This window comes from Streptomyces sp. 1114.5 (genome assembly GCF_003635085.1).
GTDB lineage: Bacteria > Actinomycetota > Actinomycetes > Streptomycetales > Streptomycetaceae > Kitasatospora.
In genome coordinates this window covers 586,744-605,842 of record NZ_RBXE01000001.1, presented here as the reverse complement: position 1 = coordinate 605,842, position 19,099 = coordinate 586,744, and the positions used below count along the sequence as shown (strand labels likewise).

16 protein-coding genes and 1 tRNA gene are annotated in these 19,099 nt (G+C 71.5%); 9 read left to right on the top strand and 8 right to left on the bottom strand.

All coding sequences use genetic code 11. The features are described from left to right. The first annotated feature begins 148 nt into the window (after window positions 1-148). Together BX285_RS02570 and BX285_RS02565 are read left to right on the top strand one after the other, a co-directional pair. A complete protein-coding gene (locus tag BX285_RS02570) occupies window positions 149-1,084 on the top strand; it encodes a Ppx/GppA phosphatase family protein (protein ID WP_121174355.1) in 936 nt (311 codons plus the stop codon). A 428-nt stretch (window positions 1,085-1,512) separates the two neighbouring features. After that, a complete protein-coding gene (locus BX285_RS02565; protein ID WP_097236473.1) occupies window positions 1,513-2,880 on the top strand; it encodes an NAD(P)/FAD-dependent oxidoreductase in 1,368 nt (455 codons plus the stop codon). A gap of 173 nt (window positions 2,881-3,053) precedes the next feature. Here the strand turns inward: BX285_RS02565 and BX285_RS02560 are convergent, their stop codons facing one another. Both BX285_RS02560 and BX285_RS02555 read right to left on the bottom strand, forming a co-directional pair. After that, entirely contained in the window at window positions 3,054-5,612 is a 2,559-nt protein-coding gene (locus BX285_RS02560; RefSeq protein WP_121174354.1) for an ABC transporter permease, read from the bottom strand. A 47-nt stretch (window positions 5,613-5,659) separates the two neighbouring features. Continuing rightward, a complete protein-coding gene (locus BX285_RS02555; protein WP_097236471.1) occupies window positions 5,660-6,433 on the bottom strand; it encodes an ABC transporter ATP-binding protein in 774 nt (257 codons plus the stop codon). Between the two features lie 303 nt (window positions 6,434-6,736). Here BX285_RS02555 and BX285_RS02550 point away from each other — a divergent pair. The 3 genes from BX285_RS02550 (at window position 6,737) to BX285_RS02540 (ending at window position 8,303) form a co-directional block, all read left to right on the top strand. After that, a tRNA-Leu gene (locus BX285_RS02550) sits at window positions 6,737-6,818 on the top strand. 143 nt (window positions 6,819-6,961) lie between these two features. Next, window positions 6,962-7,849 carry a Bax inhibitor-1/YccA family protein gene (locus BX285_RS02545; protein WP_097236470.1) on the top strand — a complete coding sequence of 296 codons (888 nt, stop codon included), beginning with the start codon at window positions 6,962-6,964 and terminating at the stop codon, window positions 7,847-7,849. Window positions 7,850-7,934: 85 nt separating this feature from the next. Then, window positions 7,935-8,303 (top strand): hypothetical protein, encoded by a 369-nt coding sequence (locus tag BX285_RS02540; RefSeq protein WP_121174353.1) that lies wholly within the window; start codon window positions 7,935-7,937, stop codon window positions 8,301-8,303. An 89-nt stretch (window positions 8,304-8,392) separates the two neighbouring features. On the opposite strand, the gene BX285_RS02535 is transcribed toward BX285_RS02540, so the two are convergent. The 3 genes from BX285_RS02535 to BX285_RS02525 form a co-directional block, all read right to left on the bottom strand. Next, entirely contained in the window at window positions 8,393-9,334 is a 942-nt protein-coding gene (locus BX285_RS02535) for a hypothetical protein (RefSeq protein ID WP_101948180.1), read from the bottom strand. A 311-nt stretch (window positions 9,335-9,645) separates the two neighbouring features. Then, complete coding sequence (locus BX285_RS02530) at window positions 9,646-10,866, bottom strand: acetyl-CoA C-acetyltransferase (protein WP_121174352.1); 1,221 nt, start codon at window positions 10,864-10,866, stop codon at window positions 9,646-9,648. A gap of 63 nt (window positions 10,867-10,929) precedes the next feature. Continuing rightward, window positions 10,930-12,021: an SGNH/GDSL hydrolase family protein gene (locus BX285_RS02525; RefSeq protein ID WP_121174351.1), complete on the bottom strand. Its 1,092-nt coding sequence runs from the start codon at window positions 12,019-12,021 to the stop codon at window positions 10,930-10,932. Between the two features lie 235 nt (window positions 12,022-12,256). Here BX285_RS02525 and BX285_RS02520 point away from each other — a divergent pair, with 235 nt between their 5' ends. The 3 genes from BX285_RS02520 (at window position 12,257) to BX285_RS02510 (ending at window position 15,916) form a co-directional block, all read left to right on the top strand. Further along, on the top strand, window positions 12,257-13,657 hold the full coding sequence (locus BX285_RS02520) for a cystathionine beta-synthase (protein ID WP_097236466.1): 1,401 nt from the start codon (window positions 12,257-12,259) through the stop codon (window positions 13,655-13,657). Between the two features lie 459 nt (window positions 13,658-14,116). Continuing rightward, entirely contained in the window at window positions 14,117-14,455 is a 339-nt protein-coding gene (locus BX285_RS02515; protein WP_097236465.1) for a hypothetical protein, read from the top strand. A gap of 186 nt (window positions 14,456-14,641) precedes the next feature. Beyond that, entirely contained in the window at window positions 14,642-15,916 is a 1,275-nt protein-coding gene (locus tag BX285_RS02510) for an Ig-like domain-containing protein (RefSeq protein ID WP_259470410.1), read from the top strand. Between the two features lie 59 nt (window positions 15,917-15,975). Here BX285_RS02510 and BX285_RS02505 read toward each other — a convergent pair whose 3' ends face one another. Both BX285_RS02505 and msrA read right to left on the bottom strand, forming a co-directional pair. Beyond that, entirely contained in the window at window positions 15,976-16,338 is a 363-nt protein-coding gene (locus tag BX285_RS02505) for a cupin domain-containing protein (RefSeq protein WP_121174350.1), read from the bottom strand. A gap of 176 nt (window positions 16,339-16,514) precedes the next feature. Further along, the gene (msrA, locus tag BX285_RS02500) at window positions 16,515-17,180 is read right to left on the bottom strand and encodes a peptide-methionine (S)-S-oxide reductase MsrA (protein WP_121174349.1); all 666 of its coding nucleotides are present in this window, start codon (window positions 17,178-17,180) and stop codon (window positions 16,515-16,517) included. 200 nt (window positions 17,181-17,380) lie between these two features. On the opposite strand from msrA, the gene BX285_RS02495 reads away from it, so the two are divergent. Further along, window positions 17,381-18,535 carry a cystathionine gamma-synthase gene (locus BX285_RS02495; protein WP_097236462.1) on the top strand — a complete coding sequence of 385 codons (1,155 nt, stop codon included), beginning with the start codon at window positions 17,381-17,383 and terminating at the stop codon, window positions 18,533-18,535. 23 nt (window positions 18,536-18,558) lie between these two features. On the opposite strand, the gene BX285_RS02490 is transcribed toward BX285_RS02495, so the two are convergent. Then, window positions 18,559-19,041: a MarR family winged helix-turn-helix transcriptional regulator gene (locus BX285_RS02490; RefSeq protein WP_097236461.1), complete on the bottom strand. Its 483-nt coding sequence runs from the start codon at window positions 19,039-19,041 to the stop codon at window positions 18,559-18,561. Window positions 19,042-19,099: the final 58 nt, after the last annotated feature.

Below are 19,099 nucleotides of genomic sequence, written 5' to 3'. Positions count from 1 at the left end.
GGGTCGCCCGCAACCGCGCCAAGGACCAGGACCACGAGGCCGTGATCGCCGCCAAGCAGCAGAAGGCCGCCGAGCGCGCCGCCAAGAAGCGCGCCGCGGCGGACGAGGCGGCGCAGGACGCCGACGGGCAGCAGGAGCCGCAGTGACCATGACCCGCGTCGCCGCGATCGACTGCGGCACCAACTCGATCCGGCTGCTGGTCGCCGACCTGGACCCGGAGACCGGGGAGATCACCGACCTCGACCGCCGGATGATCGTCAACCGGCTGGGCCAGGGCGTGGACCGGACCGGCCGGCTGCACCCGGACGCGCTGGCCCGCACCTTCGCGGCCTGCCGGGAGTACCAGGAGATCGTCTCCGGCTTCGGCGTCGGCCCCGAGCGGGTCCGCTTCGTCGCCACCAGTGCCTCCCGGGACGCCGAGAACAGCGACGAGTACGTCAAGGGCGTGCGCGACATCCTGGGCGTCGAGCCCGAGGTGGTGAGCGGCGAGGAGGAGGCGCGGCTGTCCTTCCTGGGCGCCACCAAGGAGCTGACCGGCGGCCCGTTCCCGGGCCCGTACCTGGTGTTCGACCTGGGCGGCGGCTCGACCGAGTTCGTCCGCGGGACGGTCGACGTGGAGGCGGCGCGCTCGGTGGACATCGGCTGCGTGCGGCTGACCGAGCGGCACTTCGGCGGTGCCGAACTGCCGTCCGCGGAGCAGATCGCCGAGGCGCGGGCGCACGTGCGGGCCGAGCTGGACAAGGCCGAGGAGGTCGTGCCGCTGACCGGCGCGGCCACCCTGGTGGGCCTGGCCGGGACGGTCACCACGGTGTCCGCGATCGCCCAGGGCCTGCCGGGCTACGACTCGGCGGCGATCCACCACTCGCGGCTCAGCCGGGAGCAGGTCGCCGGGATCGCCGCCGAGCTGCTGGCCGCGACCCACGCCGAGCGCGCAGCCATCCCCTCGATGCACCCCGGCCGGGTGGACGTGATCGCGGCCGGCGCGCTGGAGCTGCTGGAGATCATGGAGCGGACGGGCGCCGCCGAGGTGGTCGTGAGCGAGCACGACATCTTGGACGGGATCGCCTGGGGTATTGCCCCCTGACGCTCCGCACGGCTTACCGGACCGGCCCCGGCACCCCTTCCGGGGAGCCGGGGCCGGGGCGCGCCCGGGCGCGTGCGGAAAAGTTCGTGAATTTCTTCACATGGCGATCGAGCCATTCGCCGCACCGGCCCGCCCGCTACGTCCGAATTGTGGGACCGAAGGCCCTCCCCTGACGGGGCCCACTGGATCGCAGGTCAGGGCTCGCCTGAGGTTTGAAAATCGAAATCATCTGCGGGAACCCGGGCCCTGTACGGATCGTTGCTGCTCAGCAGGGTGGTGCTCCGGCGCACGTTCGCAAGGGGGTGCACAGGGGTGTGAGCAGGCACCCGGGGGCCGGATTTGTGGCCGCGCAGTGTAGCACGGGGTGTCCATGAGCTTGTGACCGGGCTCACGAAGGCTGCTCCGGACGGTGCTGGATACTTTCCGATATGAGCACCACGGAGCGTCCTCGCATCCTCATTGTCGGCGGTGGTTACGTCGGCCTGTATGCCGCGATGCGCATCCTCAAGAAGATGCGTTACGGCGAAGCGACCGTCACGGTCGTCGACCCGCGGTCGTACATGACGTACCTGCCCTTCCTCCCCGAGGCGGCCGGCGGCAACGTCGCGCCCCGCAACCTCGTCGCGCCGCTGCGCAGCGCCCTCAAGCAGGCGGAGGTGCTGACCGGGTCCGTCACCGGCATCGACCACGCCCGCAAGGTCGCCACCATCCAGCCGGCGGCCGGCGACAGCTACGAGCTGCCCTTCGAGTACCTGGTCGTCGCGACCGGCTCGGTCTCCCGCACCTTCCCGATCCCGGGTCTGGCGGAGAACGGCATCGGCATGAAGACGGTCGAGGAGGCCATCGGCCTCCGCAACCACGTCATGGCCCAGCTCGACAAGGCCGAGTCCACCGCGGACGAGGAGGTCCGCCGCAAGGCCCTGACCTTCGTCGTCATCGGCGGTGGCTTCGCCGGCATCGAGACGATCGCCGAGATCGAGGACATGGCCCGCGACGCGGCCAAGCTGTACAAGACCGTCAGCCGCGACGACATGCGCTTCGTCGTGGTCGAGGCCGCCAACCGCATCCTCCCCGAGATGGGCCCGGACCTCGGTCTGTGGACCAAGGAGAAGCTGGAGGAGCGCAACATCGAGGTCTACATCGAGACCTCCATGGACTCCTGCGTCGACGGCCACGTCATGCTGAAGAACGGCCTGGAGATGGACGCCTCCACCATCGTGTGGACGGCCGGCGTGAAGCCGAACCCGGTGCTGTCCGAGTTCGGTCTGCCGCTGGGCCCGCGCGGCCACGTCGACACCGCGCCGACCCTCCAGGTCCAGGGCTTCGACTACGTCTGGGCCGCCGGCGACAACGCCCAGGTCCCGGACCTCGCCGCCGGCGAGGGCGCCTGGTGCCCGCCGAACGCGCAGCACGCCTGCCGTCAGGCCGTCGTCCTCGGCGACAACGTGATCTCCGGCATGCGGGGCTTCCCGCAGAAGGAGTACAAGCACAAGAACCTCGGTGCGGTGGCCGGTCTCGGCCTGCACAAGGGCGTCGCGATCCTCTTCGGCAAGTACAAGCTGAAGGGCCGTCCGGCCTGGTGGTTCCACCGCCTGTACCACGGCGCGATGGTCCCGACCTTCAACCGCAAGGTCCGGGTCTTCACCGACTGGACGCTCGCGATGTTCCTCAAGCGCGAGATGGTCGGCCTCGCCCAGATGGAGAAGCCGCAGCTGCCGATCCAGGAGGTCACTCCGCCCACCAAGCCCGTCGAGGCCGTCAAGCCGGCCGCCGACAAGGAACTCGCGAGCAAGTAAGCGACTGAGACCCCGGTGTGGGAGCGCCGGGGTATGAGTCGGAGGCCCTCCGCCCGGCAGCGTTGCCGGACCACGACCTCCGTGGTGCTCAGCCGGCCGTGCGACCGGGCGGAGTACAGCAGTAGAAGAGCCCCTGCCGGAACTCCGGCAGGGGCTCTCTCTGTGCCCGGGGCTCAGTCGGTCTTGATGCTCGAAAGGATGTCCAGCCTGGACGCCCGGCGGGCCGGCCAGAGCGCGGCCACCAGGCCGACCACCCCGGCCAGGGCCAGGAACAGCGCCAGCTGGCCGTACGGCACCACGGTGGTCAGACCGGCCAGGCTGGACTTCAGGGTGCCGTTGATCGCCCAGGCGATGAAGCAGCCCAGCAGCAGGCCGATGCCGGCGCCGAACAGCGAGATCACCACGGACTCCAGACGGACCATCCGCTTGATGCCCCGGCGGTCCAGGCCGATCGCCCGCAGCATCCCGATCTCGCGCTTGCGCTCGAAGACCGACATCGCCAGCGTGTTGATCACGCCGAGGATCGCGACCAGCACGGACATCGCCAGCAGGCCGTACATCAGGTTCAGGATGAAGGTGATGGACTGGCTGAAGTCGTCGCGGACTTCCTGCTTGGACTTGACCTCGATCACCGGGTTGGCGCCGGTGGCGTCCTTGAGCGACTGCTTGAGCGCGCCGGTGGCGCCGTCCTTGCCCTTGACCAGGACGTCGGAGACGTACGGCTTGGGGTCGTGCTTGGCGATCTCGGAGTTGGCCAGGACGACCGGGCCGAGCATGCCGCCCTTCTCGTACACGCCGCCGACGGTCAGCTGACCGGTGGACTCGTCCGGGAAGGACACGGTCATCGTCGAGCCGGTGGTGACGTTGAACTTCTTGGCGACGTCCTGGTCCACCAGCAGCTGGCCCTTGCCGAGTGCGGAGGTGGAGCCGCTGGTCAGCTTGACCTCGGCGAGCTGGTCGAAGGAGTCCGCGTTCAGACCGCTGATCGCCTTGCTGGTGCCGTTGAGCTCCCAGTAGGCGGAGGTCAGCGGCGAGGAGGCGACCACCCCGGGGGCCTTGGCGATCTGCGCGGCCACCTGGTCGGACAGGTTCATGCTGTTGGCGGCCGACACGATGTAGTCGGCCTTCATCGAGCTGGTGACGGCCTTGTCGATCGCGCCGCCGACCGAGGCGCCCAGCACGGTCAGGCCGCTGACCAGGGTCAGGCCGATGGTGAGCGCGGCGGCGGTGGAAGCGGTGCGGCGCGGGTTGCGGACGGCGTTCTGCTGGGCGAGCTTGCCCGGGGTGCCGGCCAGCTTGCGCAGCACCGGGCCCACCAGGGCGATGACCGGGCGGGAGAGCAGCGGCAGCAGGACGAACACGCCGATCAGGGTCAGGAAGGCCCCGAGCGCGACCGGCATCCGGCCGCTGCCGTCGCCGGTGGAGGCGCCGAAGCCGATCAGCGCCAGACCGCCGGCGGCGAGCAGCGAACCGATCGTGTTGCGGACCACCAGGCTCTTCTGGCTGGTCGGCTGGTCACCGCTGCTCATCGCGGCCACCGGGGCGATCCGCGAGGCGCGCATGGCCGGCAGCAGGGCCGACAGCACCGTCACCAGGACACCGACCGTGAGGGTCACGACGACGGTGGTCGGCTCGATCACCAGCGAGCTCTGCGGCATGTTCTCGTTCAGCGTGCGCATGAGGGACTGCATCCCGGCGCCGATCCCGATGCCGGCGAGCAGGCCGGCCACCGCGGAGACGGCGCCGATCGCCAGCGCCTCGACCAGGACGGAACGGGTGACCTGCTTGCGGCTGGCCCCGATCGCCCGCAGCAGCGCGAGTTCCTTGGTGCGCTGGGCGACCAGCATGGTGAAGGTGTTGGCGATGATGAAGATGCCGACGAAGAGCGAGATGCCGGCGAACGCGAGCAGCACGGTGCGCAGGGTGTCGGTGCCCTTGGCGATCATGTCCTGCTCGTCGGCCTTCAGCTTGGTGCCGGTCTCGACGTCGAACTGGTGGCCCGACGGCACCTTGGGCTCGGCCTGGGCGAGCAGCGCGTCGTCGGTGGTGCCGGGCTTGGCGGTGAGCACGATGCTGCTGTAGCGGCCCGGTTCCAGCAGCAGCTGCTGGGCGGTTGCCTTGTCGAACAGGGTGAGCGTGCCGCCGGTGCTCACCACCGGGTCGTCGGTGGTGAAGATGCCGGTGAGCTTCGCCTCGACCACCGGGCCGTTGGCGGCGACCCGGACGGTGTCGCCGACCTTGTAGCCCGCCTTGTCGGCGGTCCTGCGGTCGAGGGCGATCTCCTTGGCGTTCGTCGGGCCCTGGCCCTCGGCCATCGGGTAGCGCGGGTCCTTGCCGTCCTGGCCCGGGGCGAAGTTGGCCCCCTTCGCGGCCCAGAACTCGCCTATCAGGTTGCCGCCCCGGTCGGCGACACCGGTGAAGCCGCCGACCACGCCGCGCGCGTTGGCGGTGCCCGGGAGGGCGGCCAGCTGCTGGACGGTGGCGTCGGTGAGCGCGGCGGAGCCGCTCTCGCTCTTCTGCTTGGCGCTGGCGCCGGAGCCGGCCGCGCGGTCGACCACCTGGACCGAGACGTCCGAGTAGCTCTTGGAGTTGCTGTCCCGCATGGCCTTGCCGAAGGTGTCGGAGAAGACCATGGTGCCCGCCACGAAGGCGGTGCCGAGCATGACGGCGAGCGCCGTCATCAGCAGTCGGCCCTTGTGGGCCAGCACGTTGCGCAGTGCGGTGCGGTACATGGGGTGTCCTGTGGTTCGCGGAGGGGCGGCTGGGTGCTGTCGCCGGGTCAGCTGGTGCGGCCCTTGGCGTCGAAGCGGCGCATGCGGTCCAGGACGGTGTCGGCGGTGGGGGTGTGGAGTTCGTCGACGATGCGGCCGTCGGCGAGGAAGACGACGCGGTCGGCGTAGGAGGCGGCGACGGGGTCGTGGGTGACCATGACGACGGTCTGGCCGAGTTCGCGCACGGAGTTGCGCAGGAAGGAGAGGATCTCGGCGCCGGAGCGGGAGTCGAGGTTGCCGGTGGGTTCGTCGGCGAAGACGATGTCGGGCTTGCCGGCGAGGGCGCGGGCGCAGGCGACGCGTTGCTGCTGGCCGCCGGAGAGCTGGGAGGGGCGGTGGCTGAGGCGGCCGGAGAGGCCGACGGTGTCGACGACGCGGTCGAGCCAGGCCTGGTCGACCTTGCGGCCGGCGATGTCCATGGGGAGGGTGATGTTCTCCAGGGCGGTCAGGGTGGGGAGCAGGTTGAAGGCCTGGAAGACGAAGCCGATGTGGTCGCGGCGCAGTTGGGTGAGTTGCTTGTCCTTGAGGCCGACGAGTTCGGTGTCGCCGATGGTGGAGGAGCCGGAGCTGACGGTGTCGAGGCCGGCCATGCAGTGCATGAGGGTGGACTTGCCGGAGCCGGAGGGGCCCATGATGGCGGTGAACTCGCCCTGGGGGAAGGCCACGCTGACGTTGTCGAGGGCGACGACGCGGGTCTCCCCCTCCCCGTAGACCTTGTTCAGGCCGGTGGCGCGGGCGGCCGCCCGGCCGGTGCGGACGGCGGTTGCGGTCGACGTGGTCACGGGGAGCTCCTTGTGCTGGTGATCGGGGTACCTCCATGCTCCGCGACGTGATCATGCTCCGGCGTCGCTCCGCCGGACGGTTGTCGGACCACCGCTGGGTGTAGGAGCCGGGCGGGCCCTCCTCCTGCGGTATGACGGGAACCCCGAGGGGCGACCGGTTTCCGGTCGATGGCCTGAACCACTATGCTTCGTGGCCGAATCCCGAACAGTTCGTCAGATAGCAAGGAAACATGACAACTTCCGGGGCTGGGAACATGCGAAAGGGTGATCCTGGCGACTAGGCTCAGGGTGGTTTCGCGAGAGGCCCGGATGGTGGAACGCAGACACGGGCAGCTTAAAACTGCTTGGCCGCGAGGCCGTGCCGGTTCGAGTCCGGCTCCGGGCACCGGTTGGACCGGCGGGGGCGCCGACGGGCGTCCCCGCCGGGTGTCGTTCACCGGATCCTCCTCGCGGCGTATCCCGGAATTTTTGCCAAGCCATTACCCTTGTGCGTTGGGCGGTGCAGTGCCGCCACGGAGGGAATGTGCAATGAGAAGCAGCAACCCGGTCTTCTCGCGGGAGGGGTCCTTCACCCGCGACTCCGGCTACGCGGGGTTCGGCAACAACGCGCAGGCCGGGAGCCCGTACGGCGCCAACCCGTACGGCGCCAACCCCTACGCGGGGACGCAGTACGCCCAGCAGCCTTCCGCGCAGGGCCCGCTGAGCGACGAGCAGCTGTACGAGCTGTACAACGGGCCGTCGGCCGGCCCCGGGGCCACCGGGCGGATGACGCTCGACGACGTGGTCGCCCGCACCGCCATGACGCTGCTGACCCTCGTCGCCGCAGGCGCGGTGGCCTGGTTCACGCTGCCGTTCAAGAACTTCGGCTTCGCGATCGCCGCCTCACTGATCGCCCTGGTCGTCGGCCTGGTCATCCAGTTCAGGGTGAAGGTCAGCCCGGCGCTGATCCTGGTCTACGCGGCCCTGGAGGGCGTCGTCCTCGGCGCCTGGTCGCACTACCTCAACACCGTCTTCCCGGGCATCGCGATCCAGGCCGTGCTCGGCACGGCGGCGGTCTTCGGTGCGACGCTGTTCGTCTACAAGAGCGGTCGGCTCCGGGTCACTCCCCGGTTCACGCGGATCGGCTCCGCGATCGGCCTCGGCTTCGCCGTCCTGCTGCTGGTCAACTCGATCGCCTGGTGGTTCGGCGGGGGCGTCAACACCTGGTCCGGCCCGGTGGGCATCGGCGTCGGCCTGATCGGCATCGCCATCGGCGCGTTCTACCTCACGCTGGACTTCAACGAGATCGAGCAGGCCATCGCCGGGGGCGCCGCCCAGCAGGAGGCCTGGCGGGCCGCCTTCGGGCTCACCTTCTCGCTGGTCTGGATCTACTGGGAGATGCTGCGCCTGATCGCGAGCCTGCGCGGCGACGACTGATCCGACGTCCCGCCGTGAGCACTGCCGCCGGGCCCCGGAGCGACCTGCTCCGGGGCCCGGCGGCTTTTCGCCTAGGCTCGCTGCCATGCATGACGTACAGCCCCTGATCGAAGCCGTCGACGCCCTGGCGGATCGTTTCCGCTCGCTGCCGCAGAGCAAGTTGCTGGGCTCCGTGCCCGGGTACGGGTCGCGGGCGGCGGCCGCGCTGGAGCTGGCCCGGCGGCTGGCCGCGCTGGCGCTGGCGGCGGAGGGCGGGCCGGCGCGGGAGTTCCCGGACGCCGGGGCCTTCGCGGTGGGGGACCAACTGGCCGTCGCCGGGCACGAGCTGGCGGCCGGGCTCGCGGCGCTGCCCGAGGGTGCGCAGGTGGCGCTGCCGGGCGGGCCCGCGGGTGTCGCCGAGGTGCTGGCGGGCGCGGTGGCGGCGGTGCGGGAGACGGCGGCGCTCTGCGCCTGAGGCGCCCTGGGGCCGGACGCGCCGAAGGCCGGCCGGGTCGGTAACCCCTTGACCCGGTCGGCCTTCGGTGGAGCGGTGGTGAGTCGGCGTCAGATGCTGGCGACGACCCGGTCGGCGAGCACGTAGACGGCGTCCTCGTCGGTGGAGAAGGTCAGCGAGTACGAGCCGGAGAAGCGCGAGCCGCCGAGCAGTCGGACGTGCTCACCGGCACGGACCGCGTCGATCAGCCGGTAGGCGGCCTCCCGGTCGCCCGGGGCCACGCAGAGCGTGGTGCCGTCGGCGAAGGCGTACACGTCCAGGGTGCCCAGCGGGCCCGGGCGGACGTCGATCAGGGCGACGGCCTCCTCGGCGAGCGTGGCCAGCCGGGTGTCGGTCCACTCGCGGGACGGCGCCTGGCTGGGCACGAAGTCGGGGTGCGAGGGGTGGCGGCGCGGGTCGGGCGCGACGACCGGGGCCTCCTCGACGGCCGCCTCGGCGTCCAGCAGTCCGGCCTCCAGGCCGGTGGCCAGCAGGTCGGCCTCGCGGCGGGCGCGGGCGTCCTTCGTGGTCTCGCCCACCGGGTGGCCGGGACGCAGCGGCGCGCCGCCGTCGGTGCCGGGCTCGGCCGGGCCGGCGCCGTCCTCGTTGATCAGGTCCTCCAGCGCGGAGCGCAGCGCCTCGCCGAACTCCGGGTCCATCGTCCCGGCGTTGTCGGCGGCGTCCTGCGGGCCGGTGGGGCGGGGGAAGAAGAGCGGCCACTCGTCGGTGCCGGAGAACGCCCCGGTGTAGGGGGAGTCGAACAGCGGCGCGTCCTCGGCCGCGCGGGCCTCCTGCTCGGCCCAGAACGCCCGGGCCTCGGTGATCTCCCGCTCGCGGTCGGCGGCGAGCGCCTCGGTGACGGCCCGGCGTATCGCGGCCTCGTCCACGGACGTGGGCACGGCCCTGGCGGCAGCCTGGGCGTCCAGCCGACGGGAGATGCCCCGCAGGCGGAGCAGCACGGCGGCCGACACGGCGATCAGGATCAGTAGCAGGATGGTGTAGACGGCGCTCACGGAACGTACTCCTAGCGAGGAGCGGAACGGGGTTACCTCTCCACACTGCCGCATGCGGGGGTGTTGCCGCAGTGGCGAATGTCCAATTCATCCCGGACTTTCGCTCTTGTCCCCAAATTGTTAGGTAACACCGTTCTACGCAGTGGAGTTGATCCGCTCCGCAGTGTCGATTTCCGAGCCGGAAACGAACGAAAAGAGGGCCGGATCGACCTCGCGGTGTGATCCGGCCCTCAATCACGCAGTGTCACTCCAAATGGGTGGTCCAGACCCTTCGGAGGCTGCGGGGGCGAGCGGTCGAGCAGACGGGCGGATCAGCTGAGGCGCTCGATGACCATCGCCATGCCCTGGCCGCCGCCGACGCACATGGTCTCCAGACCGAACTGCTTGTCGTGCCACTGCAGGGAGTTGATCAGCGTGGTGGTGATCCGCGCGCCGGTCATGCCGAAGGGGTGGCCGACCGCGATGGCGCCGCCGTTGACGTTCAGCTTGTCCAGGTCGATGCCGAGGTCGCGGTAGGAGGGGATCACCTGGGCCGCGAAGGCCTCGTTGATCTCGACCAGGTCGATGTCGTCGATGGTCAGGCCGGCCCGCTTGAGCGCCTGCTTGGAGGCCTCGACCGGGCCGTAGCCCATGATCTCGGGGGAGAGCGCGCTGACGCCGGTGGAGACCACCCGGGCGAGCGGGGTGATGCCGAGCTCGCGGGCCTTGGTGTCCGACATGATGACCAGCGCGGCCGCACCGTCGTTCAGCGGGCAGCAGTTACCGGCGGTCACCGTGCCGTCCGGGCGGAACACCGGCTTCAGGCCCGAGACGCCCTCCACGGTGACGCCTGCGCGCGGGCCGTCGTCCTTGCTGACCACGGTGCCGTCCGGGAGCGTCACCGGGGTGATCTCGCGCTCCCAGAAGCCGGCCTTGATGGCAGCCTCGGCGAGGTTCTGCGAGCGGACGCCGAACTCGTCCTGCTCGGCGCGGGTGATGCCCTTGAGCGCGGCCAGGTTCTCGGCGGTCTGGCCCATCGCGATGTAGGCGTCCGGGACCAGCCCGTCCTCGCGCGGGTCGTGCCACTCGCCGCCACCCTCTTCGGCGCGCTTGGCGGTGCGGGCCTGGGCCTCGTCGAAGAGCGGGTTCATGGTGCCCGGCATGCCGTCCGAGGTGCTGTGGATGCTGCGCGAGACGGTCTCCACACCGGCCGAGATGAAGACGTCGCCCTCGCCGGCCTTGATCGCGTGCAGCGCCATCCGCGTGGTCTGCAGCGAGGAGGAGCAGTAGCGGGTGATGGTGGCGCCGGGCAGGTAGTCCATGCCCATCTGGACGGCCACGATGCGGGCGAGGTTGTGGCCCTGCTCGCCGCCAGGCAGGCCGCAGCCCAGCATCAGGTCGTCGATCTCGCGCGGGTCGAGCTGCGGCACCTTGGCTAGGGCGGCCTGGATGATGTGGGCGGTCAGGTCGTCCGGGCGGACGTCCTTGAGCGAGCCCTTGAAGGCCCGGCCGATCGGCGAACGGGCGGCGCTGACGATGACGGCTTCGGGCATGACGGGCTCCTCGCTGGGTGACGGCGGACCTGACGTCCGGGAGGAAAGTTACCGCCTGGTAGGTCAGGCGTCACCCGCACCAGCGTGTGAGCTGGCCGACGTATTCCCGGGGGTCGGCGGGGCCTCCTGGACGGGGTGCAGCCGGGCCCCGGCGGCCCCGCCCGAGCCGGGCAGACCGATCCGCAGGCGCCGGCGCAGCAGCGCCCAGCGGTGGCCCGCGCCCTCCGCCTCCACCGCCGCGACCTCGGTGCCCTCCCGGCCGGCCGCCGCCGCGGCGGCCACCGCGACCGGCAGCACCGTCTCGCCCGGGACGGGGGCGCTCGGACGCTCCTCCTCGGGCCACAGGCCGAGCGCGGCACAGACCGAGGGCAGCACCGCCATCGAGGCGGTCGCGTAGCCCTGGGCGGAGGGGTGGTAGCGGTCGGCGGCGAACATCTCCGGGCGGGCGGCGAACTCCGGGCCCAGCAGCGAGCCGAGCGAGACCGTCCGGCCGCCCGCCTCCACCACGGCGATGGTCTGCGCGGCGGCCAGCTGCCGGCTCAGCCGGCGGGCCACCCAGCGCAGCGGCGGGCGCACCGGCTTGATCGTGCCGAGGTCCGGGCAGGTGCCGACGACCACCTGGCAGCCGTTGGCGCGCAGCGCGGCAACGGCCTCGCCGAGCTGGCGGACGGCCAGCTGGGCCGGGCTGTGCCGGGTCACGTCATTGGCCCCGATCATGATCACGGCGATGTCCGGGTGGTGCGGCAGCGCCTGCTCCAGCTGGCCGGAGAGATCGGCGGAGCGGCCGCCGGAGCGGGCCACGTTGACCAGCCGGACGGGGCGCTCGGCCACCGAGGCCAGGCCGGCGGCGAGCAGGGCGCCCGGGGTTTCGCGCGCCCGCGCCACGCCCAGCCCGGCGCCGGTGGAGTCGCCGAGGACGGCCAGGACGAGCGGCGGCGGGTCCGCGGCGCGGTCGGCGAAGGCCTCGCCGTAGGTGCCGTCGGCCTTGGGCGGGACCGTCTCCAGGGCGCCGATGGCCTGGATGGCGAGCTTGCTCTCGGTCAGCAGCAGGCCCACCAGGCCCACGCCGAGGAGGCCGAGCCCGCCGCCGCCGTACGCCGCCGCGGTGGCGATCCGCCGGGCCACCCGGGCCCGCGAGGTCTGTGCGCCTGGCATCCGGCACCCCCTTCCCGTCCTCCTGCTGCCCCTCCCGGGGGCGTACACCCCTCCTACCCGCGCGGAGGGCGGGAGTACCTGCGGGAGTGGGCCATTGGGGGCGGGGGCGGGCCGTGGCACGGGGCTGAGGTGGGTTGTTGGCGGAGACGGACAGCGGGAGCGCTGGGGTGCGTGGCACGGCCTAGGCTTTGCAGTACCGAAAGCACTCGCATGCCCATAGACCGGGAGGACCCCCGTGCGGTACCACAACTCGATCATCGACCTGGTCGGCAATACGCCGCTCGTCAAGCTGAACAAGGTCACCGAGGGCATCAGCGCGACAGTGCTGGCGAAGGTCGAGTACTTCAACCCCGGCGGCTCGGTGAAGGACCGCATCGCGATGCGCATGATCGAGGCCGCCGAGGCCTCGGGCGCCCTCAAGCCGGGCGGCACCATCGTCGAGCCGACCTCCGGCAACACCGGTGTCGGCCTGGCGATCGTGGCCCAGCAGAAGGGCTACAAGTGCATCTTCGTCTGTCCTGACAAGGTCTCGACCGACAAGATCAACACCCTGCGCGCGTACGGCGCCGAGGTGGTCGTCTGCCCGACCGCCGTCGCCCCGGAGCACCCGGACTCGTACTACAACGTCTCCGACCGCCTCGTCCGGGAGACCCCGAACGCCTGGAAGCCGGACCAGTACTCCAACCCGGACAACCCGGCCTCGCACTACTACTCCACCGGCCCGGAGCTGTGGGAGCAGACCGACGGCAAGATCACCCACTTCGTGGCGGGCGTCGGCACCGGCGGCACCATCTCCGGCACCGGCAACTACCTGAAGGAGGTCTCCGGCGGCAAGGTCAAGGTGATCGGCGCCGACCCGGAGGGCTCGGTCTACTCGGGCGGCACCGGCCGGCCGTACCTGGTCGAGGGCGTCGGCGAGGACTTCTGGCCGACCGCTTACGACCGTGGCGTCGCGGACGGGATCGTCGCCGTCTCCGACAAGGACTCGTTCCAGATGACCCGCCGCCTGGCCAAGGAGGAGGGCCTGCTGGTCGGCGGTTCCTGCGGCATGGCCGTGGTGGCCGCGCTGGAGGTCGCCAAGGAGCTCGGGCCGGACGACGTCGTGGTCGTGCTGCTGCCGGACGGCGGCCGCGGCTACCTGTCGAAGATCTTCAACGACGACTGGATGGCCGACTACGGCTTCCTGCCCTCGGCCACCGACGAGGCGCACATCGGCGAGGTGCTGGCCCGCAAGGAGTCCATCGAGCAGGGCGGCGTCCCGCAGTTCGTCCACATGCACCCGAACGAGACGGTCGCCGAGGCGGTCCGGGTGCTGCGCGAGTACGGCGTCTCGCAGATGCCGGTGGTCTCCCCCGGCGCCGGGCACCCGGACATCATGGCCGGCGAGGTGATCGGCTCGGTGGTGGAGAAGCTGCTGCTGGAGGGCATCTTCGCCAAGGAGATCGAGCTGACCGACACGCTGGACAAGGTGATGTCCAAGCCGCTGCCGGTGGTCGGCTCGGGCGAGACCGTGACCAACCTGATGACCGTGCTGGAGAAGGCCGACGCGGCCGTCGTGCTGGTCGAGGGCAAGCCGCAGGGCATCGTCACCCGCCAGGACCTGCTGGGCTACCTGACCGGTCGCGCCGCGCACTGACGCACGGTCACCTTCAGTCGCCCGTGGTCGGATCCGGAGGATTCGTCCACGGGCGAAGTGGTACACCGGCGTCACCTGCCCGCAGCACGGGCTTAACACGGCTCCGGCATGGTTGTGGTCAACGGCAGGACGCCGAACGAGGCGACGGCAACCGTCCGGGAGCGGCTCCCCGGGCGAGCGCAGTCGGCTCGGGACACATCGGGCGGCCCTGACCCGGCCGCTGTGTCCTCCCTCCGCGGGAGGCGCCGTCGTCCCGCCCCTGTCCGGCTCCGGCCGGTCGACAGGGTGCGGCGGCTCCCGCGGCCGCACTGCGCCGTACGGCGCGTCCCCGCGGCTCCCGGGTGGGGGAGCCCAGGCGGGGAAACGGTGGGGCCGGTCCTTCTCCGAGGGGCCGGCCCCACCGGTGCGTCCGCCCGTCCGTTCGTTCGCGGCCCGCGCGTTTCCCGTACGCTCGCACGCATGACCAGCATTGAAACGACCGAACAGGACGCCCCGCGCTACGTCCGGGTCAAGATCGAGCTCATCGCGGAGATCACCGACGAGGGGGCGCTGAAGGCGGCCGCCCTGCAGGCGGTGTCCGACGACGAGTACCTCGACGACGAGGAGCGCGCCCAGTCCGTCGAGGCCATCGAGGTGGACCCGTCGGGTTCGCTCGCCCACTTCATCGACCCCGTCGCGCTGCTCGGTGACGTGCCCGGTGTGGAGCTCGCCTCGGCGACCTGGGAGTCGGCGCAGACCGAGTTCGACCCCGAGAGCGAGGAGTGGGACGAGTACGCGGTGGAGGAGTCCGCCGAGTGACGGCAGTGTGCCGCCAGGGCTCGTGAACGCCCGGTCTGCCAGCGGCAGGCCGGGCGTTTTGTCCCTGTTCGGCAGGAAGTTGGGTCATCTCATACGATCGCCTACCCTTCGGTGGTGGAACCGTGAACGGGCGGATTGCGTTTCTGTATCCGTAAATGCCCGGGATGATCAGCAGGGAGACGCGACGTGACGGCACGGGACGGTCAGGGGCGAGCGGCCGGGGGAAGTTGGAGCCGACGCGGTGTCCTCGCAGGACTGATCGGGGCCCCGGTCCTGCTGCTGGCGGCCTGCAACGACAACAGCGACAGCGGCGGCGGGAACGGCGGCGGATCCGGCGGCAGCGCGAGCGGCGCTCCCGGCTCCGGCGGCAGCAGCGCCCCCAGGACCTCGGCCGCCGTCATCACCGTCACCCCCGCCGACGGGGCCGCCGCCGCCAGCTTCAGCGACCCGGTCAAGGTCACCGTCAGCAACGGCACCCTGAGCAGCGTCAAGGTCGTCGACTCCACCGGCAAGGAACTGGCCGGCCAGCTCTCCGCCGACAACACCGGCTGGACCTCGGCCGCCGCGCCGGCCAGCGGTACCAAGTACACCGTCACCGCCGTCGCCGTCGACAAGGACAAGCTGGAGGCGGACTCCAACGCCGTCTTCACCACGGCGACCCCGGCCAACACCTTCGTCGGCTACTTCACCCCCGAGGACGGCTCGACGGTCGGCGTCGGCATGCCCGTCTCGATCAACTTCAGCAAGCCGATCACCGACAAGAAGGCCGTCCAGCAGGCGATCACCGTGATAGCCGAGCCGGGCGTCGAGATCGTCGGGCACTGGTTCTCCAGCACCCGCCTCGACTTCCGGCCGCAGGAGTACTGGGCCAAGGGCACCGTCGTCACCCTCAAGCTCCGGCTCAAGGACGTCGAGGGCGCCAAGGGCGTGTACGGCACCCAGTCCAAGGACGTCCGGTTCACCGTCGGCCGGGCCCAGACCAGCGTCGCCGACCTCGCCACCAAGAAGCTCACCGTCACCACCGACGGCCAGGTCAGCGCGGTCTACAAGATCTCCGGCGGCTCCCCCGAGCACACCACCTGGGGCGGCAAGATGGTCATCTCCGAGCAGTACACGCAGACCCGGATGAACTCGCAGACCGTCAACCTGGGCAGCGAGTACGACATCGCCGACGTGCCGCACGCCCAGCGCCTCACCACCTCGGGCACCTTCATCCACGGCAACTACTGGTCCTCGGCGTCGATCTTCGGCGGCCAGAACACCAGCCACGGCTGCGTCGGCCTGCAGGACGCCAAGGGGGCGCAGGACAGCAGCACGGACGGCTACAAGTTCTACAAGTCCTCGATGGTCGGCGACGTCGTCGAGGTCGTGAACTCCGGTGACAAGACGGTCGCCCCGGACAACGGCCTGAACGGCTGGAACATGAGCTGGGCCGACTGGAAGGCCGGCAGCGCCGTCTGACCGTCCGGGGCCGGGCGGGCGGTAGGGCCGCGCCGCCCGGCCGGCCCCGAGGCCGCGGCTCAGCGCTTCGCGTAGTCCGCGAAGCCCTGCCAGTCGATGACGACGCAGCGCTCGTCGCCGAGGATCCAGGCGTCGTGCCCGGGCGGGCAGACCATGTAGTCGCCGGGGCCGAACTCGGACTCCTGGCCGTCGTCCATGACGATCTTCATCCGCCCGGAGACCACGTACCCCCGGTGGGCGGCCTGGCAGCTGTCGGTCTTGGCGATCGGCTTCACGTGCTTGGACCACTGCCAGCCCGGCTCGAACACCGCCCTGCCGACCGGGCCGGAGTCCACGTCGACCAGGCGCAGTTCTCCCTTGCCCTCCTCGAACGGGCGGACTTCCTCGGGATCGTCGAAGCTCTTGCGGACGAGACCGGTCATGGCGCTCTCTCCTCTCCCCGGAGGGAGGGCGGCCCGGCCGCCGGTAGGGGCCGGGCCGCCCCTGCTGGCCCTTCCAGTCTGCGCCCGGGCCCGGGAGCGGTCACCTCGGGTCGCCGGCCCGGGCGGGCGGCTCGGGGCGCCGGCTGGGCGGGCGGCTCGGGGCGCCGGCGCCCGCGTCAGCCCTGGGTGCGGGCGACGCCGATCGGGCAGGAGGCGCCCGTCCCACCGAGACCGCAGTAGCCGTTGGGGTTCTTGGCCTCCGACAGGTACTGCTGGTGGTACGGCTCGGCCGGGTAGAACGGGCCGGCCGGGGCGATCTCAGTGGTGATCGGGCCGTAACCGAGCGCGGTCAGGGCCGGCTGGAAGGCCTCCCGGGAGACCGCCGCCGCCTCCGCCTGGGCGGCGGAGTGGGTGTAGACGGCGGAGCGGTACTGGGTGCCCACGTCGTTGCCCTGGCGGTTGCCCTGGGTCGGGTCGTGCGCCTCCCAGAACGTCTTCAGCAGGCGCTCGTAGGAGACCACCGCCGGGTCGTACACCACCCGGACCGCCTCGGTGTGCCCGGTCAGCCCGCTGCACACCTCCTCGTACGTCGGGTTCGGGGTGTAGCCGCCCTGGTAGCCGACCAGCGTCGTCCAGACGCCGGACAGGCGCCAGAACGTCCGCTCGGCGCCCCAGAAACAGCCCAGCCCGAAGTCGGCCACCTCCAGGCCCTCCGGGTAGGGGCCGAGCAGCGGGTGCCCGAGGACGGTGTGCGGCGCACGCAGGTCGAAGCCGGCGGCCTCCCGGCCGGGCAGCGCCTGGTCGGCGGGAACGAGCGAGGTCTTGTGGCGGTTGAACAGCACGGCCTGCTCCAGCTGGTCGGGAAACGTGGCGCAGTGTGCAACGCGAACGGCCGCCCGCGGATTCCGGCGCCGCCCGTCCCCTTGGGGAGGGGTACGGCGCACCGGTCTCCGTGCGCCCGCACCCCCGCTCCCACCTGCGGGTTCGTCGTGAGTTCCGATTCGGGAGGGCTACCCGGCGTTCGGCCACTAGGCTCGGACCCATGACCGAGCACCAGCTTCCCCAGGGCTTCGAGACCCTCGCCATCCACGCGGGTCAGGAAGCAGACCCCCAGACCGGGGCCGTCGTCACGCCGATCTACCAGGTGTCCACCTACAAGCAGGACGGGGTGGGCGGCCTGCGGGGCGGCTACGAGTACAGCCGCAGCGCCAACCCGACCCGCACCGCGCTGGAGGAGTGCCTCGCGGCGCTCGAAGGCGGTGCCCGCGGCCTCGCCTTCGCCTCCGGCCTGGCGGCCGAGGACACCCTGCTGCGCACCATCCTCAAGCCGGGCGACCACATCGTGATCCCCAACGACGCCTACGGCGGCACCTTCCGGCTCTTCGCCAAGGTGCTGACCCGCTGGGGCGTCGAGTTCTCCGTGGCCAACACCCAGGACCTGGCCACCGTCCGCGCGGCGCTGCGCCCCAACACCCGCGCGGTGTGGGTGGAGACGCCGTCCAACCCGCTGCTGGGCATCACCGACCTCGCCGCGCTGGCCGAGATCGCGCACGGCGCCGGCGCGCTGTTGGTGGTCGACAACACCTTCGCCAGCCCGTACCTGCAGCAGCCGATCGCGCTCGGCGCGGACGCGGTCGTGCACTCCACCACCAAGTACATGGGCGGCCACTCGGACGTGGTCGGCGGTGCGCTGGTGCTGGCCGACGCGGCCCTCGGCGAGGAGGTCACGTACCACCAGAACGCGATGGGCGCCGTCTCCGGCCCGTTCGACGCCTGGCTGGTGCTGCGCGGCATCAAGACGCTGGGCGTCCGGATGGACCGGCACAGCGCCAACGCGGAGAAGATCGCCGAGCTGCTGGCGAGCCACCCCAAGGTCAGCGAGGTGCTCTACCCGGGCCTGCCCGAGCACCCCGGCCACGACATCGCCGCCAAGCAGATGAAGGCCTTCGGCGGCATGGTCTCCTTCCGGGTCGCGGGCGGCGAGGAGGCGGCCGTCGAGGTCTGCAACCGCACGCAGCTGTTCACCCTCGGTGAGTCGCTCGGCGGCGTCGAGTCGCTGATCGAGCACCCGGGCCGGATGACCCACGCCTCGGCGGCGGGCTCCCCGCTGGAGGTGCCGGCCGACCTGGTGCGCGTCTCGGTCGGCATCGAGTCGATCGACGACCTGCTGGCCGACCTCAAGCAGGCGCTGGGCTAGGGTCCGTCAGACCCTGAGGCTGTTCACTGCCCCTGCTGGTCCGCGGTGTACGACTCCATCGCGTGGTTGAAGCGGGCCAGCAGGGCGCAGAACGCGCGCTGCTCCTCCGGGGGCCAGTCGGCGACCAGGCGGCGGGTCAACTCGGCCCGGCCGTCGCGGACTTCGTCCAGCCGGCCGGCCCCGCGCGAGGTGAGGGCGAGCCGTACGGCGCGCCGGTCGGCCGGGTCCTGCACCCGGCCGACCAGCCCGGCCGCGACCAGCGGCGCGACCTGGCGGGTCACCGTGGAGGAGTCCACCCCCAGGGACTCGGCCAGTGCCTTGACGTTGGCGGGCCCGTGCCGCTCCAGCCGGTCGAGCAGCAGGTAGGCGGCCCGGTCCAGCGCCCCGACCCCACCGCCGGAGGTCCGGACCTGTTCCATGCGGCGGGCGAACACCGCGAGCTGGTACTGGAGTTGGGTGTGCACGGGGTCGGTGCGGTCGGTGGCCTGGGGCGAGGTCGTCGTCATCGCGGCTCACGATCGTCGTGCGGTGAGGGAGGCTCAGAAGCAGCAGCGTACGCGGGCA

What these genes read in the sequence shown, in the direction of transcription:
- BX285_RS02540 (WP_121174353.1), top strand. Translation starts at nt 7,935, where the DNA reads ATGCATGACGTACAGCCCCTGATCGAAGCCGTCGACGCCCTGGCGGAT.
- BX285_RS02570 (WP_121174355.1), top strand. Translation starts at nt 149, where the DNA reads ATGACCCGCGTCGCCGCGATCGACTGCGGCACCAACTCGATCCGGCTG.
- BX285_RS02565 (WP_097236473.1), top strand. Translation starts at nt 1,513, where the DNA reads ATGAGCACCACGGAGCGTCCTCGCATCCTCATTGTCGGCGGTGGTTAC.
- BX285_RS02490 (WP_097236461.1), bottom strand. Translation starts at nt 19,041, where the DNA reads ATGACGACGACCTCGCCCCAGGCCACCGACCGCACCGACCCCGTGCAC.
- BX285_RS02560 (WP_121174354.1), bottom strand. Translation starts at nt 5,612, where the DNA reads ATGTACCGCACCGCACTGCGCAACGTGCTGGCCCACAAGGGCCGACTG.
- BX285_RS02515 (WP_097236465.1), top strand. Translation starts at nt 14,117, where the DNA reads ATGACCAGCATTGAAACGACCGAACAGGACGCCCCGCGCTACGTCCGG.
- BX285_RS02525 (WP_121174351.1), bottom strand. Translation starts at nt 12,021, where the DNA reads ATGCCAGGCGCACAGACCTCGCGGGCCCGGGTGGCCCGGCGGATCGCC.
- BX285_RS02530 (WP_121174352.1), bottom strand. Translation starts at nt 10,866, where the DNA reads ATGCCCGAAGCCGTCATCGTCAGCGCCGCCCGTTCGCCGATCGGCCGG.
- BX285_RS02505 (WP_121174350.1), bottom strand. Translation starts at nt 16,338, where the DNA reads ATGACCGGTCTCGTCCGCAAGAGCTTCGACGATCCCGAGGAAGTCCGC.
- BX285_RS02545 (WP_097236470.1), top strand. Translation starts at nt 6,962, where the DNA reads ATGAGAAGCAGCAACCCGGTCTTCTCGCGGGAGGGGTCCTTCACCCGC.
- BX285_RS02495 (WP_097236462.1), top strand. Translation starts at nt 17,381, where the DNA reads ATGACCGAGCACCAGCTTCCCCAGGGCTTCGAGACCCTCGCCATCCAC.